This window comes from Cellulosimicrobium sp. SL-1, from assembly GCF_011033075.1.
GTDB classification, from domain to species: Bacteria; Actinomycetota; Actinomycetes; order Actinomycetales; family Cellulomonadaceae; genus Cellulosimicrobium; species Cellulosimicrobium funkei.
The window spans coordinates 1-15133 of the sequence record NZ_JAACJC010000013.1 but is presented as its reverse complement, the minus strand read 5'-3'; the positions used below and the strand labels follow the sequence as shown (position 1 = coordinate 15133).

21 protein-coding genes are annotated in these 15133 nt (G+C 73.2%); 4 read left to right on the top strand and 17 right to left on the bottom strand.

Going from position 1 to position 15133, the window contains the following annotated elements:
- Nucleotides 1-2 precede the first annotated feature (2 nt).
- From fliE to GWJ10_RS18205, 10 genes are all read right to left on the bottom strand, one after another.
- A complete protein-coding gene (gene fliE, locus GWJ10_RS18250) occupies nt 3-332 on the bottom strand; it encodes a flagellar hook-basal body complex protein FliE (RefSeq protein ID WP_061266694.1) in 330 nt (109 codons plus the stop codon).
- Between the two features lie 5 nt (nt 333-337).
- Nucleotides 338-730 carry a flagellar basal body rod C-terminal domain-containing protein gene (locus GWJ10_RS18245; RefSeq protein WP_021482578.1) on the bottom strand — a complete coding sequence of 131 codons (393 nt, stop codon included), beginning with the start codon at nt 728-730 and terminating at the stop codon, nt 338-340.
- A gap of 1 nt (nt 731) precedes the next feature.
- Nucleotides 732-1076: a flagellar basal body protein gene (locus GWJ10_RS18240; protein ID WP_021482579.1), complete on the bottom strand. Its 345-nt coding sequence runs from the start codon at nt 1074-1076 to the stop codon at nt 732-734.
- Nucleotides 1077-1308: 232 nt separating this feature from the next.
- Complete coding sequence (locus tag GWJ10_RS18235; protein ID WP_061266689.1) at nt 1309-1626, bottom strand: hypothetical protein; 318 nt, start codon at nt 1624-1626, stop codon at nt 1309-1311.
- Nucleotides 1616-2038: a flagellar export chaperone FliS gene (gene fliS / locus GWJ10_RS18230; protein ID WP_163188837.1), complete on the bottom strand. Its 423-nt coding sequence runs from the start codon at nt 2036-2038 to the stop codon at nt 1616-1618. Before fliS ends, GWJ10_RS18235 begins: the two co-directional genes overlap by 11 nt.
- 26 nt (nt 2039-2064) lie before the next feature.
- Nucleotides 2065-3441 carry a flagellar filament capping protein FliD gene (fliD, locus tag GWJ10_RS18225; protein ID WP_061266688.1) on the bottom strand — a complete coding sequence of 459 codons (1377 nt, stop codon included), beginning with the start codon at nt 3439-3441 and terminating at the stop codon, nt 2065-2067.
- Nucleotides 3442-3552: 111 nt separating this feature from the next.
- Nucleotides 3553-4407, bottom strand: a complete 855-nt coding sequence (locus GWJ10_RS18220; RefSeq protein WP_163188836.1) for a flagellin — start codon at nt 4405-4407, stop codon at nt 3553-3555.
- Between the two features lie 231 nt (nt 4408-4638).
- Nucleotides 4639-5496 carry a flagellin gene (locus GWJ10_RS18215; protein ID WP_061266687.1) on the bottom strand — a complete coding sequence of 286 codons (858 nt, stop codon included), beginning with the start codon at nt 5494-5496 and terminating at the stop codon, nt 4639-4641.
- A 131-nt stretch (nt 5497-5627) separates the two neighbouring features.
- The gene (locus GWJ10_RS18210) at nt 5628-6491 is read right to left on the bottom strand and encodes a flagellin (RefSeq protein ID WP_163188835.1); all 864 of its coding nucleotides are present in this window, start codon (nt 6489-6491) and stop codon (nt 5628-5630) included.
- Between the two features lie 152 nt (nt 6492-6643).
- On the bottom strand, nt 6644-7444 hold the full coding sequence (locus GWJ10_RS18205) for a sigma-70 family RNA polymerase sigma factor (RefSeq protein WP_061266685.1): 801 nt from the start codon (nt 7442-7444) through the stop codon (nt 6644-6646).
- Between the two features lie 205 nt (nt 7445-7649).
- Between GWJ10_RS18205 and GWJ10_RS18200 the strand changes: the two genes are divergently transcribed.
- Genes GWJ10_RS18200 through GWJ10_RS18185 form a run of 4 tightly spaced genes read left to right on the top strand, consistent with a single transcriptional unit; the run spans nt 7650 to nt 10839 of the window.
- Complete coding sequence (locus GWJ10_RS18200) at nt 7650-8138, top strand: flagellar protein FlgN (protein ID WP_021483253.1); 489 nt, start codon at nt 7650-7652, stop codon at nt 8136-8138.
- 12 nt (nt 8139-8150) lie between these two features.
- Entirely contained in the window at nt 8151-9572 is a 1422-nt protein-coding gene (flgK, locus tag GWJ10_RS18195) for a flagellar hook-associated protein FlgK (protein WP_163188834.1), read from the top strand.
- A 29-nt stretch (nt 9573-9601) separates the two neighbouring features.
- Entirely contained in the window at nt 9602-10474 is an 873-nt protein-coding gene (flgL, locus tag GWJ10_RS18190; RefSeq protein WP_241005902.1) for a flagellar hook-associated protein FlgL, read from the top strand.
- Nucleotides 10474-10839, top strand: a complete 366-nt coding sequence (locus GWJ10_RS18185; protein WP_021483278.1) for a flagellar assembly protein FliW — start codon at nt 10474-10476, stop codon at nt 10837-10839. The genes flgL and GWJ10_RS18185 overlap by 1 nt, the downstream gene beginning before the upstream one ends.
- A 226-nt stretch (nt 10840-11065) precedes the next feature.
- Here the strand turns inward: GWJ10_RS18185 and GWJ10_RS18180 are convergent, their stop codons facing one another.
- The 7 genes from GWJ10_RS18180 to GWJ10_RS18150 form a co-directional block, all read right to left on the bottom strand.
- Nucleotides 11066-11554 carry a hypothetical protein gene (locus GWJ10_RS18180; RefSeq protein ID WP_021482434.1) on the bottom strand — a complete coding sequence of 163 codons (489 nt, stop codon included), beginning with the start codon at nt 11552-11554 and terminating at the stop codon, nt 11066-11068.
- A gap of 31 nt (nt 11555-11585) precedes the next feature.
- Entirely contained in the window at nt 11586-11948 is a 363-nt protein-coding gene (locus GWJ10_RS18175) for a response regulator (protein WP_021482435.1), read from the bottom strand.
- Entirely contained in the window at nt 11945-12415 is a 471-nt protein-coding gene (locus tag GWJ10_RS18170) for a chemotaxis protein CheX (RefSeq protein WP_021482436.1), read from the bottom strand. The genes GWJ10_RS18175 and GWJ10_RS18170 overlap by 4 nt, the downstream gene beginning before the upstream one ends.
- Nucleotides 12412-12795 carry a response regulator gene (locus GWJ10_RS18165; RefSeq protein ID WP_021482437.1) on the bottom strand — a complete coding sequence of 128 codons (384 nt, stop codon included), beginning with the start codon at nt 12793-12795 and terminating at the stop codon, nt 12412-12414. Before GWJ10_RS18165 ends, GWJ10_RS18170 begins: the two co-directional genes overlap by 4 nt.
- Nucleotides 12792-13604, bottom strand: coding sequence for a protein-glutamate O-methyltransferase CheR (locus tag GWJ10_RS18160; RefSeq protein WP_021482438.1), 813 nt, complete (start codon nt 13602-13604; stop codon nt 12792-12794). Before GWJ10_RS18160 ends, GWJ10_RS18165 begins: the two co-directional genes overlap by 4 nt.
- Nucleotides 13601-14653: a chemotaxis response regulator protein-glutamate methylesterase gene (locus GWJ10_RS18155; protein WP_163188833.1), complete on the bottom strand. Its 1053-nt coding sequence runs from the start codon at nt 14651-14653 to the stop codon at nt 13601-13603. Before GWJ10_RS18155 ends, GWJ10_RS18160 begins: the two co-directional genes overlap by 4 nt.
- 64 nt (nt 14654-14717) lie before the next feature.
- Nucleotides 14718-15133 (bottom strand): methyl-accepting chemotaxis protein (locus GWJ10_RS18150; RefSeq protein WP_241005901.1); only part of this gene is annotated, 416 nt, incomplete at its 5' end.

Below are 15133 nucleotides of genomic sequence, written 5' to 3'. Positions count from 1 at the left end.
CGTCAGGCCTGCATCCTCATGATCTCGTTGAACGCGTCGACCGCCTTGTTGCGCACGGCGGCGACGAGCTCGAGGGTCGTCTGGGCACGGGTGGAGGCGATGGTCGCCTGGTGGACGCTCTCGAGGTCGCCCGTGACGGCGGCGATCGCCAGCTCGTTCGCGGCGCCCTGGAGCTGCTGCGTGCTGTCGACCGCGCCGCCCAGCACGTCGGCGAAGGCGCTCGCGCCCGCGGCACCGGTCGACCCGGTCGCGGCGGCAGCGGTCGCGGAGAGGCTCTCGACGCCGGTGAGGTACCCGGTGCCGGTCGTGGCCTCGACGGAGGGGATGGACATGAGGATCACTTCCCGATCTGGAGTGCTGCTTCGTAGGCCGTCTTCGCGCGGTCGATCACGGCGGCGTTCGCCTGGTAGCCGCGCTGGGCGAGGATGAGGCTGCCCATCTGCTCGGACATGTCGATGTCCGGGTAGCGCACGTAGCCGTCCTCGTCCGCGAGCGGGTGGTCCGGCTCGTACGTGAGCCGGCCCTCCGCGCTCCCCCACGCCGCCCCGGCGACGTACGCGCCCGGGTTCTTCTCGCCGCCCTCGGTGGCGAGGACGTAGCGGGCGCGGAACGCGGCGTCGTCGGTCGACGTGACGGTGTTGACGTTCGCGAGGTTGTCCGCGACGGCGTCGAGCCACTTGCGGTGCAGGGTGAGGCCGGTGCCGGCGATGCCGAGAGCGTCGTAGGTCATGTCAGGCCGTCCGCATCGCCGCGCGCAGGGCGGCGGCCTCGCCGCCGACGGCCTGGGTCGCGAACTGGTAGCGCAGGACGGTGTCGACGTTCGAGACGGTCTCGGTGTCGAGGTTGACGTTCGAGCCGTCGAGCCGGGTCGGCTCGAGCGAGCGGTCGACGGTGAAGGCGGTGCGCCGGGCGTCGCCGTCGGCGACGGAGGCCGCCAGCGCCTCCTCGAACTGCACGCGCTTCGCGGTGTAGCCCGGGGTGTTGATGTTGGCGACGTTCTCGGCGATGGCGCTCTGCCGGGCGGACAGCCCGTCCAGCGCGCTCTGGATCGCTACGGAGGTGACGGAGTCGAACACGGTCGCGGATTCCCCACGTCGTCGGTGTCGGCCGTCCGATGGCCTGCGGGGGGAGCGGTCCGTGCTCACCCTGAGCCGACGACGGCCGAGGGGCCGCCGTCGTGCGTCGTGCGCGCGCAGCGGGGACGCGTGCTGCGCGGTCGGTCGTGTGCTCACCCGACCCCTATGCAGGGTCGCGACGCGTGAGCCGTGCTCGCCCGGGAGCGCCGCCGGGCCGGAGGTGTCGCGAGGGTCAGGCGCTCACGTCGAGGTACGCCGCCGCGGTCGAGTCGTGCGCGCGGGGCACGCACGTCAGGGCACGGGAGTGCCGCCGGTTCTCCACGATGGCGGCGTGCAGGCGGTCCACCACGTCGGCCTGGCGGACCAGGACCTCGAGCGCGCGGTCCACGAGCTCGGCCGGGAGCCGCCCCAGCCCGGTCGGAGGGGTCCACGCGGCCAGGTGGGCGACGGCCGTCTCGCCGGCGTGCTCGCCCGCGACCGACGCCATCGCGTCGAGCTCGTCGAGGGCACGGGTCCAGGCCGTGACCGTGCCTGCGCGGTCAGGCGACACCGGTCGCTCCGCCGCCGTGCGCCGCGGCGCTCCCGTGCCCGGCGGGCAGCACCTCCGCGGCCTGGCGCCACGTCTCCTGGAGCGGCACGACGATCTCGAGGACCTCGTGCGTGCGCCCGATGTCGCGGTGGACGTTCGCGGCGATCAAGGCTTCGTGGACGTAGACGTAGAGGGCCATGAGGTCCTCGGCACCGTCCCAGACCGTGGTGTCGAGCGAGCCCATGAGCTCGGCCACGATCGCCTGGGCGTGCAGGAGCTGCTCGGACGCGGCGGCCCACCGCTCCTCGCCCTGCGCGGCCTCGGCCCGGCGCAGGTCGAGCACGAGACGGTCGTAGAGCAGCGTCAGCAGGCGCGCGGGGGACGCGGTGAGGATGGCGTCGCGCCCGTAGGCGCTCCGGGCGAGGTGGGTCACGGCGGTTCCTTCGCTGGAGGTGCGGCTCAGCGCTTCGAGGACGAGGAGGGCATGAGGGTCGCGAGCTGGCCCGTCAGCCACTGCTGCTGCGAGTCGAGCTTGGCGAGCTGGACCTCCATGACGGTGTACTGCGCGGTGAGGCGCTTGAAGCGCTGCTCGAGCCGCTGGTCCCACCGGGCGATCTGGTCGTCCAGGCGGGTGGCCTGGGTCTCGCGGTTCTTGACGGACGTCGTGAGGAGGCCGTCGTACTTGTCGGAGAGCATCTCGGAGGCCTTCTGGACGCGCGTCGCGACCTGCGTGAACGTGCTCATCGTCGTGTCGGGGTCGGCGGCGAGGGCCGCCGAGAGCTTCTCGGCGTCGAACGTGACCTCGCCGTAGCGCGTGATCTCGATGCCGATCGACGACAGCGACGCCCCGTCCACCGGGTCCGTGACGGCGCCGAGCAGCGACTGGCGCGCGTTGCGCACGATGGACTCGCCGGCGAGCGTCGCGCCGGAGGTCGATCCGTCGGACCCGATGGTCACCTTGGTCTGCGTCCCGATGCGCGCGAGGATCGCGCTCACGGCGTCGACGAGGCTGCGGACCTTGTTCGCGCGCGCCTCGGGGTCCTCGGCGACGGTGACGGTGACGGGGTCGGCGGACGCCTTCGAGACGGTGACGTCGATGCCGGGAAGGAGGTCGGTGAACGTGCTCGACGCCGAGGTGACGGTCTGCTCGGCGGCGGTGCCGGCCCACAGGCGCACCACGGAGTCGGCGGCCGCCGTGACGGTGGCCGCGCCGGGAGCGGCGAGCAGGTTCGTCGCGGTGCCGGCGTCCACCTCGGCGGCGGTCCCGGCGTGGAACGAGAACGCGCCCGCGGCGCCCGTCGCGGCGCCCGTGAGCTGGAGGCGGTAGAGCTTCTCCCCCGTCGCGGCGTCGGTACCCGCACCGACCTTGACCGCGGTGACGCCCGCGTCGGCGCGGTTGATCGCCGCGACGACGTCGTCGAGCGACGTGGAGGCCGCGGTCAGCTCGGTGTGCTCGCCCGCGGCGTCCGTGAGGGTGAAGCGCGTGGTGGGAGCCGTCGTGAGGGTCGCGGTGACCGACTTCTGCGCGGTGGCGACGGCGTCGACGACGACGTCGATGCTCCCCGGGGAGGCGCCGGCGCGGGCGGTGACCGAGACCGCGTCGGACGAGCCCTTCGCGGTGAAGAGCGCGAGCGCGTCGCCGGCGGTGAGCTCCTTGGCGAGCTTCGCGAGCGCGGCCACGCGCGTGTTGAGGTCCTGGAGCGCGGAGATCTCGGAGCGCTCGGCCTTGACCTTGGCCTGGAGCTGCTGCTGCGGGATCGACTCGACGGCGATGAGCTGCTTGACGAGGTCTGCCGTGTTGAGACCGCTCGACAGCCCGGTGAAGGAGATGCCCACGCGGATCACCTCCAGGTGTGGGACGGGGGACGTGCTGGGGACGTGGTGCGGAGAAGACCCGGCGGACGGCGCGGAGGGCGGTCCGTGCCGCCCGCCGGGTGGCCGTCAGGGTCAGCCGAGGAGCTGGAGGACTCCCGAGCTGGCCTGGTTCGCCTGGGCCAGCATCGCGGTGCCGGCCTGGGACAGGATGTTGGTGCGCGAGTAGTTCATCATCTCCTTGGCCATGTCGACGTCGCGGATGCGCGACTCGGCGGAGGTCAGGTTCTCCGTCGCGACGTTGATGTTGGAGATCGCGTACTCCAGGCGGTTCTGCGTCGCACCCAGGCCCGAGCGAGCCGTCGACACGGCCTTGAGCGCCGTGTCGATCGTCTCGATCGCCGCCTGCGCGTTCGCCGCCGTGTTCACCGTGAGGGAGCTGCCGCCCGCGGTGTTGTACACGCCCGCCTCGATGACCGTCTGGAGGTCGTTGGTGGTGAGGTCGATGGTGATGGTGTTGCCGTCACCGGTGCCCTCGGCGCCCACCTGGACCGTGAGGTCGGTCGCGCTGGCCTTGAGCAGGTCGATGCCGTTGAAGTTCGTCGAGTCGACGATCCGGTCGAGCTCGTCCGCGAGCTCGTCGAGCTCCGACTTGATGGCGGTGCGCGCGTCGGCGTTGTTCGTGTCGTTCGCGGCCTGCACCGACAGGTCACGCATGCGCTGCAGGATCGACTGCGCCTCACCCAGCGCACCTTCCGCCGTCTGCACGACGCTGATGCCGTCCTGCGCGTTGCGCGCCGCCACGCTGTAACCGTTCACCTGGGCCTTGAGACCCTCGGCGATCGACAGACCCGCTGCGTCGTCCGCCGCACGGTTGATCCGCAGACCCGAGGACAGCTTCTCCAGCGACTTGCTCTGGCTGTTCTGGGTGCTCGTGAGGTTCCGGTACGTGTTGAGTGCCGAGACGTTCGTGTTGACGCTGAAGCCCATGATGAGTCCTCCGTGAGACGGGCGAGTGGATGATCCCCCAGCCCATCCGTGGGCCGGTCACCGAGCACTCTCGGCAGCCACCACCACGTCGTGGGGGACGACTTTCGACGAGTTCCCCGTCCCGTCGGGGGCGCCCGCGGTGCGCACAGCACGACGGCGTCGCACCGGGTGCTCCGGTGCGACGCCGTCGGTGGGGACGGCCGCGCGGGACCGGCCGCGCGGCCGTCAGGGTCAGCCGAGGAGCTGGAGCACTCCCGAGCTGGCCTGGTTCGCCTGGGCCAGCATCGCGGTGCCGGCCTGGGACAGGATGTTGGTGCGCGAGTAGTTCATCATCTCCTTGGCCATGTCGACGTCGCGGATGCGCGACTCGGCGGAGGTCAGGTTCTCCGTCGCGACGTTGATGTTGGAGATCGCGTACTCCAGGCGGTTCTGCGTCGCACCCAGGCCCGAGCGAGCCGTCGACACGGCCTTGAGCGCCGTGTCGATCGTCTCGATCGCCGCCTGCGCGCCGGCGGCGGTCGCGACGTTGAGCGACGTCCCACCGTTGGTGGCGTCGTAGACGCCGGCCTCGATGATGCCCTGCAGGTCGTTGGTGGTGAGGTCGATCGAGATGGTGTTCCCGCCGCCCGCGCCCTCGGCGCCGACCTGGACCGTGAGGTCCGTCGACGTCGACTTGAGCAGGTCGATCCCGTTGAAGTTCGTCGAGTCGACGATCCGGTCGAGCTCGTCCGCGAGCTCGCCCAGCTCCGAGCTGATGGCGGTGCGCGCGTCGGCGTTGTTCGTGTCGTTCGCGGCCTGCACCGACAGGTCACGCATGCGCTGCAGGATCGACTGCGCCTCACCCAGCGCACCTTCCGCCGTCTGCACGACGCTGATGCCGTCCTGCGCGTTGCGCGCCGCGACGCTGTAACCGTTCACCTGGGCCTTGAGACCCTCGGCGATCGACAGACCCGCTGCGTCGTCCGCCGCACGGTTGATCCGCAGACCCGAGGACAGCTTCTCCAGCGACTTGCTCTGGCTGTTCTGGGTGCTCGTGAGGTTCCGGTACGTGTTGAGTGCCGAGACGTTCGTGTTGACGCTGAAGCCCATGATGAGTCCTCCGTGAGACGGGCGAGTGGATGATCCCCCAGCCCATCCATGGGCCGGTCACCGAGCACTCTCGGCAGCCACCGCCCCCTCGTGGTCAGTGACCTGTGTCACTTTTCGGGAGCCTCGGGGGCTCAGCCCAGGAGCTGCAGCACCGACGACGGCGCCTGGTTGGCCTGCGCGAGCATCGCCGTCCCCGCCTGCGCCAGCACGTTCAGGCGGGCGCCGTCGCGCAGCTCCTGGGCGAGGTCGGCGTCCCGGATCCGCGACTCCGCCGCGCGCAGGTTCTCCCCCGTGCTGCCCGCGACGCGCGCCGCGTGGTCGAGCCGGTTGATCGTCGCGCCCATGCGCGAGCGCTCCTCCGAGACGCGCGAGATCGCGCGGTCGATCGCCTCGACCGCCGCACGCGAGGTCATGTGCGCGAGCTCTGGGTACCCCGCGCCGGTCAGGCTCACGCGCAGGTCGCCGTCGCCCGCGACGAGCACCGACGACACCGCCCACGTCACGCGCGGGAGCTGGACGGAGATCGTCGAGGCGGCGTCCCCCTCGGCACCGACCTGGAAGGTCACGGTCGGCTCGCTCGCGAGGAGGAGCTGGTCGGCGAAGGCCGACTCGTTGTGGGTCCGGCTCACCTCGCGCGCGAGCGCCGTCAGCTCGTCCTCCATCGCGGCGCGCGCGTCCGGCCCGTTCGTGTCGTTCGCGGCCTGGAGCGCGAGCTCGCGCATGCGCTGGAGCATGCTCTGGATGCCGCCGAGCGCGCCGTCCGCCGTCTCGAGCATGGCGACCGCGTCCGCCGCGTTGCGCTGCGCGACGGCGCTGCCGTTCGCCTGGGCCCGCAGGCCCTCCGCCGTCGTCAGGCCCGCGGAGTCGTCCGCGGCGGTGGTGATCCGCAGGCCGGACGCGAGCCGCTCCGCCGACGCCCCCTGCTCGCGCTGCGTCGTCGCGAGGCGGCGGTACGTCGTCGTCGCCGCCACGTTCGTCACGATCGAGAGACCCATGCGTGCGCTCCTGTCCCGCGCGGCCCCGGGCGGGCCGGCTCGTCCGGTACCGGCCCGTCACCTCGACCGGCCTGCTCCTGGGGACTGTCGGACGCCGCGGCCCGACGGTGGCCGACGTCGACCGACGCCGGTCGACGCCGTCGCGGCCCGGGTCACGACGCCGCGGGCACCGCCCAGGCGGAGCGCTGCGTGGCACCGCCCGCGACGCGCTCGCCCATCGCGGCGAGGTACTCCCGCCGGCGGGCCGTGAGCGGCGCGGCCGGGCCCTTCGCCTCGCGGCCCGAGTAGTGGGCCTCGAGCCCCTCGCGGAGCAGGCGGACCGCCTCGATGCGCGCGTGCGAGACGGTCGAGTGGCTGATCCCCAGCTCGGCGGCGAGCTCGCCGACGCTGCGCCCCGCGAAGTACACCTGCTCGACGACGTGCCGCAGCTGGTCCGGCAGCGCGGCCACCGCCTCGCGCACCACGTGCCGTTCCTCGACGGACAGGACCTGCTCCTCCGGGGTCGGCGCCTCGAGCGCGACGTGGTCGTAGGTGGTGTCCTCCATCGCCACGATCGAGCGCCCGGCGTCGTCCCGCGCCGCGCGCACGTCCGCGACCGCGACGCCCATCGCCTCGGCGACCTGCGCGTCGGTCGGCTCGCGGCCGAGGGACGCGGTGAGCGACGCCGTCACGGCCGTCAGCGCCTTGATGCGGCGGCGCGCCGAGCGCGGGGCCCAGTCCTGCGAGCGCAGCTCGTCGGCGAGCGCCCCCACGATGCGGCGCCGCGCGTACGCGCCGAACGGCACGCCGCGCGTCGGGTCGAAGCTCGTGGCCGCCGTGGTGAGGGCGACCGCGCCGACCGACGCGAGGTCCTCGCGCGAGAGGTGGTCGGCCCGCGCGCACAGGTCGGAGACGAGGAAGCCGACGAGGGCAAGGTTGTCGACGACGAGAGCGTTGCGCTCGGAGAGGTTCACGCCGAAGCACCTTTCTGCTGGGGCGGGCCCGGTACGGCACCGGGAGACGCGGGTGAGGCACGCGGTGGCACCGCGTCCTGACCTCTCCCATGCAGCGGGCGCGGGGATCAGCCGCCACATGCGCGCCGCGCGTGCCGACAGTGGGTCTCGAGCGGGCGCTGCCCGCCGTCCCGACCGACCACCGCGCACACAAGGGAGAGCCACGTTGGGCCCTCAGGAGCTGTCGACCCTGCTGTGGCGAGAGCGCGAGCTGCTCGAGATGCTGCTGTTCAAGCTCGAGGAGGAGCAGCTGCTCCTCACCGCCGGCCGCACCCGCTGGCTCGCCCACGCGAACCGCGAGGTCGAGACCGTGATGGAGAAGGTGCGCGAGGCGACCCTCGTGCGCACCGTCGCGTCCGAGACCGTCGCGGCCGAGTGGGGCCTGGCGCCCGACGCCACGCTGCGGGAGATCGCCGCGGCCGCCCCGGCCGCGGGGCCCTGGCGCGAGATCTTCGAGGGCCACCTCACGGGCCTCACGGAGCTGACGGTGCGGATCAAGACCGTCCGCGACACGAACACGCAGTTCGTCAACCACGCGTCGCGCTCGACGCAGGAGACGCTCGCGACGCTCGGCGGCGAGCCCCGCACCTACGACGCGACCGGCGCCACCACGGACCGGTCCGACGTCGCCCGCCTCTTCGACACGGTGCTGTAAGGAGTCCCGCCCATGAGCTCGTTCTCCATCCTCAACACCGCCTTCCGGGGCATGAGCGCCGCCCAGGCGGGCATCGACGTCACCGGTCAGAACGTGGCCAACGTCAACACGCCGGGCTACACGCGCCAGCGCGTGCAGCAGTCGGCCACGGCCCCGCTCACCGAGATGGGCCTGGGGCGGCTCTCGCAGTCCGCCCGGTCCGGCCAGGGCGTGACGATCGACGGCGTCGCCCGGCTCGGGAACCTCTTCCTCGAGTCGCGCGTGCGCCAGACGGCGTCCGCCGACGGGTACGCGAGCGTGCGCGCCGCGGCGTTCACGGCCGTCGAGGACATCCACGGCGAGCCCTCCGACACCGGGCTGTCCGCCGCGCTGCAGTCGTTCTGGGGCGCGTGGCAGGACGCCGCGAACTCCCCGGGCAAGGACGCCCAGGCCTGGGTCGTGGTCGAGGAGGCCGGCGCCGTCGTCGACCGGATCGTCGACGGCCGCGCCCGCGTGGAGGCCGCGTGGGGCCAGGCGCGCACGAGCGCGGGCTCGCTCGTGGCCGAGATCAACACGGTCGCCGACAAGATCGCCGCCCTCAACACGCGCATCCTCGACGCCTCCGGCCAGAACGGCTCCGCCAACGAGCTCGTCGACCAGCGCAACCAGCTCGCCGCCGACCTGGCGCGCCTCGCGGGCGCCCAGACGAGCACGAACCCCGACGGCACCGTCAACGTGCTCCTGGGCGGGAACCTCCTCGTCGACGGCCACCACGTGAACGAGGTCCGGCTCGTCGGGTCCTCGACGCTCGACGGCGCGGCCGACGACGCGGTGCGGCTCGAGTGGTCGCACCGCCCGGGCGCGGCCGTCGGGCTCGAGGGCGGCGAGCTCGCCGGGCACCTGTCGGCCCTCGCGCCGGTGTCGTCCGGCGGGATCTACGCCCAGGCCGCGGCGGGCTACGACGCGCTCGCGTCGGCGCTCGTCACGCAGGTCAACGCGCTGCACACGACGGGCCTGACGCCGTCGGGCACGCCGGGCGGCGCGTTCTTCGCGATCGAGCCCGGCAGGTCCGCGGGCGCCGGCCTGCGGGTCGCGGTGACCGCGCCCAGCCAGGTCGCGACCGCCGCCGTCGGGGCGGGATCCCTCGACGGGTCCGTGGCCGACCGCATCGCCGCGCTCGGGAGCGCCGGCGGCGGTCCCGACGCGGTGTGGTCGACGCACGTCACGCAGCTCGCCGTGAGGTCGAGCTCCGCCGGCTACGACGCGAAGCTCGCGACCACGGCGTCGACGGCGGCCTTCAGCGACCTGCTCTCGCACTCCGCCGTCTCGCTCGACGAGGAGACCGTGAACCTCATGCAGTACCAGCACGCCTACCAGGGCGCGGCCCGCGTGCTCACCGCCGTCGACGAGATGCTCGACCACCTCATCAACCGCACCGGCCGCGTCGGGCTGTAGCCCACGACCAGGTCCGCAAGGGGAGAACCGTGCGCATCACCAACCAGATGCAGGCCTCGTACGTCACGAGGAGCCTGCAGTCCAACCTCGCGAGGATCGCCGAGCTCCAGGAGCAGGGCACCTCGGGGCGCAAGCTCACGCGCGCCTCGAGCGACCCGTCGTCCGCGGCGGACGCCCTCGCGATCCGCGGCCGCCTCGCGGCCGAGCAGCAGTACGACCGCAACATCGCGAACGGCGAGGGCTGGCTCGCGACGCTCGACTCGACGCTCGGCACCGTGACCGACATCGTCCAGCGGGTGCGCGACCTCGTCCTCCAGGGCGCGTCGGACACGACGTCGACGGAGGGCCGGGAGGCCGTCGCCGCGGAGCTCGTGGAGCTGCGCGACGAGCTGCTGCGCCAGTCGAACTCGACGTACCTCGGGCGCACCGTCTTCGCCGGGACCTCGGACGAGGGGGTCGCGTTCCGCGACGACTACTCGTTCACGGGCGGCGGGGCGTCCGTCGAGCGCCGCATCGGCGTCGACTCGACGGTGCGCGTCGACATCGACGGCGCCGCCGTCTTCGGCACCGGGTCCGGCTCGGTGTTCGCGCTGCTGGACACCGTGGCGGCCGACCTGCGGGCCGGCAACGGGAGCGGCAGCCATCTCGCCGCCGTCGACGCGCGGCTCGACGCGGTCCTCACCCAGCACACGACCGTCGGCGCGCGCCAGAACCAGCTCGAGCGCGCCGCCGACACCAACCTCGGCAACCGCACCTCGCTCGAGACGCGCCGCGGCGCCATCGAGGACGTCGACCTCGCCGAGCTCGCGATCGACCTCCAGCTCAAGCAGGTCGCCTACCAGGCGACCCTGAGCATCGGCGCCACCCTCCTGCAGCCCTCCCTCCTGGACTACCTCCGCTGATGACCACGCTCACCTTCGTCACCCCGCCTCCCGGCCTCGCGGCCCGCCGGTTCGAGCTGCTCACCGAGCAGGGCGACGGCGTCTACACGCTGTCCGCGCTCGACACCCCGGGCGTCGAGATGCTCGTCCTCGACCCCGGCCGCTGGGTGCCCGGCTACTCCCCCGCCATCCCGTCGTCCGACCTCGCGCGCATCGGGGCCGAGGACACCGACCCGCTCGTGCTCGTCGTCGCGAGCGTGCGCGCCGGCGGCGTGCACGCGAACCTCATGGCGCCGGTGCTCGTGCACCCCGACACGGGCGCCGCGGTCCAGTCCGTCCTCGACGGCCAGGGGCTCGACCTGCGACGGACCCTCGTCACCGCCTGACGTCGCGGACGACCGCGTCCCCACCCCGACCACAGCCGCCCCGGCGCCGCTCACGGCACCGGGGTGGCTGTCCGTCGTCGTGCCGTGCGGTGCGGTGCCGGGACGCGCACCGGGACGGGCACCGGGGACGGGCACCGGGGACGAGCACCGGGCCGGGGACGACGAGAGGCCGGGCCCGGGGCGTGCGCCCCCGGCCCGGCCTCCGCACGGGTCGGTCCCGTCGCCGTCAGGCGAGGACCACCGTCAGCGCCCCGCCGCCGTAGCCGGCGATCTCGATCTCCGCGTCGAGCCGGCGACCGGTGCTGCGCAGGAACGACACGGGCGCGCCGGGCAGCGGCCCGCGCGTCGAGTCGAACACCTCCGCGAGCTTGAGGTGCGGCGCGTCCTCCGCGTTGAAGAGCGCGGCGGTGACGTTGAGGACCTCGGACAGGTTCTCGAGCAGGACGTCGCTCAGCGTGCCCTCGGCCGCCGCGTCCTGGGCGGGGCCGGGCGGCACGAGGCCGATCGAGGCGCCGAGGTGGGCACCGAGCGGGACGTCGACGGCGACGACCGCCTCGACCTGCGCCCGGTGGCTGACGTAGGTCGCGGCGATGACGCCCGGCCGCGTCTCGGGCGTCAGGAGCGCGCTCGCGCGCACGGCCGTGCACCCGCGGCCGACCAGTCCCGCGTACAGGTCGCGGATCTCCTTGAGCTCGGGCAGGGGGGTCGTGGTCACAGGGGGCTCCTCCGGGGGGACGTGCGTCGGGTCAACGGACGTGGGGACGCAGGACGTCCTCGAACGTGTCCGCGTCGAACGGCTTGGCGATGAGGAACAGGGCGCCCTCGGCGTCCGCGAGCTCGCGCATCTGCGGCGAGCCCTCCGACGTGACGAAACCGAACGGCACGGTCGACCCCGCGGCGCGCAGCGCGCGCAGGACGTCGATGCCGTTCATCTCCGGCATGTTCCAGTCGGACAGCACGAGGTCCGGCTGCTCCGCCTGGGTGAGGGCGAGCGCCTCGGCGCCGTCCCCGGCCTGCAGGATCTCCCAGTCCTTGAACCCGGCCTGGCGCAGGGTCCGGACGACGATCTGCCGCATCACGCGGCTGTCGTCCGCGACGACGACTCTCACAGCTGTTCTCCGTCCTTCGAGGTCCACAACGAGATGACGAGGGGTTCGCCGCGCCACAGCAGCGCCTGCGCGTGGTCGGCCGCCCGCGCGACCGCCGGGCCCGTGGTGTCGACCACGGGCAGGGTGAGCGAGGAGCCGCCGTCGAGCATGCCCTTGAGGTTCCCGCCGACGACGTTGGCGACCTCGCCGAGCGCGTCGCGCACGTCGTCGAGGCCCACGGTCTCGTCGTCGTCCAGCTGGAGGAGCGCGCGCGCGATGCGGTCCGCGGTCGGGCGGGCGGTCACGACGAGCGTGCGCCACGAGGTCGGGCCGACGATGTCGACCCACGCGTGCACGGGGTCGGGGATCGGCGCCCCGAGGGCGTCGACCGGCTCGAGCAGGCCCGGCTCGCCGTCGACCATGGCGGCGAAGAGGTCCTGGGCGATGGGCAGGACGCTCTGGGTGAGCGTGTCCCGGGTGTCGATCATGCGAGCTCCTTGGTCGGCAGGAGCCCGAGCATGTCGAGCTTGCCCATGAGTGCGTCCGGCGTGAACGGCTTGATGAGGTACTCGTGGGCACCGGCGGCGAGCGCGCGCACGATGCGCGACTGCTCGGACTCCGTGGTGATCATCATGAGCGTGAGGTCGCGCCACTCGCGGCGCGCGCGGACGGCCTGCACGAACTGCAGCCCGTCCATCACCGGCATGTTCCAGTCGACGCACGCGAGGTCGAAGCGCTCGCCCGCCTCGAGCAGGTCGAGCGCCTGGCGTCCGTCACCCGCCTCGGCGGTCTCGAAGCCGAGATCCCTCAGCGTCGTGGCGACGATGCGGCGCATCACGCGGGCGTCGTCGATGATCAGCGCTCTCATGCGCTGCCTCCTCGGAGTCGGTAGATGGAGCCCTGCGTGACGTCGACCCGTTCCCACGCGGGATCGACGCCGACGGTGGTCTCGGCGGCCCCCAGCAGGAGGAAGCCGCCCGGCCGCACCCGGCTGCGGAGCCGGGCGAGGATCGACTGCTTGGTCGGCATGTCGAAGTAGATGAGCACGTTGCGCAGGAAGACGATGTCGAACATCCGCGGCCCGGGCGGCGCCGTGAGCAGGTTGTGCTGCTGGAACGTGAGGTTCTCCCGCAGCGCCGGGTCGACCTCCCACTCGGCGCCCACGCGCCGGAAGTTGCGCACGAGCATGGGCGCGGGCAGGCCGCGGTTGATCTCGAGCTGGCTGTAGCGGCCTGTCCGGGCCCGCTCGACGACCTGCGCGTTGATGTCCGTCGCGAGGATCCGGTAGCTCCGCACCCGCTCCTCGCGCAGGACCATCGCGATGCTGTACGGCTCCTGGCCGGTCGAGCACGCCGCGGACCAGATGCTGAGGTCCGCGCCCGCGAGCTCCGGCAGGATCGCCCGGCGCAGGGCGGTGAACGGCGAGGTGTCGCGGAACCAGGACGTCTCGTTGGTCGTCATGGCCTCGACGACCCGCACGGTCTCCGCCGGGGAGCCGCCCCGCAGGTAGCGGCGGACGTAGCTGTCGACGGCGTCGGGACCCTGCAGACCCTTCTCGCGCGCGAGCGGCCCGAGCCGGGCCTCGACGAGGTACTCCTTGCCCGGCGCGAGCTGGATCGCGCTGTGCTTGCGGACCAGGTCGCTCACGTAGGCGAACGACTGGGTCGAGACGGTCATGCGTGCGCTCCTTCGGCCGCACCGACGATGGCGCGGGCGACCTGGTCGAGGGGAAGGACCGCGTGGGCGTGCCCCGCGGTCGTGACGGCGCCCGGCATGCCCCAGACGACCGAGCTCTGCTCGTCCTGGGCGAGCACGTGGCCGCCGGCGCGGGCGATCTCCCCCGCACCGTCGCGGCCGTCGGAGCCCATCCCCGTGAGGACGACGGCGAGCAGGTCGCCGCCGAGCGTGCGGACCGCGGAGCGGAACAGGACGTCGACGGCGGGGCGCGTGAAGTTGACGGGCGGCCCGTCCGTGACGAGGGTCGTCAGGCCCGTGCCCTGGCGGCCGAGCTCGAGGTGCCGGCCGCCGGGCGCCAGGTAGGCGTGACCGGGACGGAGCACCTCGCCGCCGGCGGCCTCGACCACGGTCGTGGGCCCCGCGCGGTCCAGGCGCTCGGCCAGCTGCCGCGTGAACACCGGCGGCATGTGCTGGACCACGAGCATCGGGACGGGCAGCGGCGTGGTCAGGGACGACAGCACGGTCCGCAGCGCCTCCGGCCCGCCCGTGGAGGAGCCGACGACGACCGCGCGCACCGGTCGGGCCGGGGCGGGACGCCGGACCGCGGTCGTCGTCCCGCCGGACCGCGCCGTCGGGGCGGCGGGCGCGCGCGGGACGAGCGCCTTGATCTTCGGCGTGAGCTCCAGGCCGACGCGCTCGAGCGCGGTCTGGACCGACCCGCTCCCGCTCGGCTTGGTGACGTAGTCCGTGGCTCCGGCCGTCAGGGCGTCGAGCGTCGCGGCCGCCCCGCGCTCGGTGAGCGTCGAGAACATCACGACGGGCATGCGCCGGCCGGCCGCGCGGAGCGCCCGGACCGTCTCGATGCCGTCCATGACGGGCATCTCGATGTCGAGCGTGACGACGTCGGGATCGAGCTGCTCGACCTTCGCGAGGGCGAGGCGACCGTCGGCCGCCGTGCCGACGACGGTGATCTCGGGGTCCCGGTCGAGCGTCTGCGCGACGAGGCGACGGATCACGACGGAGTCGTCGACGACGAGCACGCGGATCATCGCCGACCTCCTCGGGCGCGGCGCGCGCCGGCCGCGCGGGGTGTGGGCGTCATGGCCGGCGGTCTCAGAGCCGGAACCGGGAGACCTGGGCGTCGAGCAGCTCGGAGACGTGGGCGAGCTCGCCGACGGCGACGTTGAGCTGCTCCATCGACCGCGCGCTCTCCTGCGCGCCGGCGGCGATGCCGGTGATGTTGCCCGCGATCTCGCTCGACCCCGTCGCCGCCTCCTGCACCCCGCGCGACATCTCGTTCGTCGTCGCCGTCTGCTCCTCCACCGCCGACGCGATCGTCAGCTGGTAGTCGTTGATCCGACCGATGATGTCCGCGATCTCCCCGATCGCCTCCACCGCACCGACCGTGTCCCCCTGGATCGCCTCCACCCGACGCGCGATGTCCTCCGTCGCCTTCGCCGTCTCCTGCGCCAGCTCCTTCACCTCGCTGGCCACCACCGCGAACCCCTTGCCCGCCTCACCCGCACGAG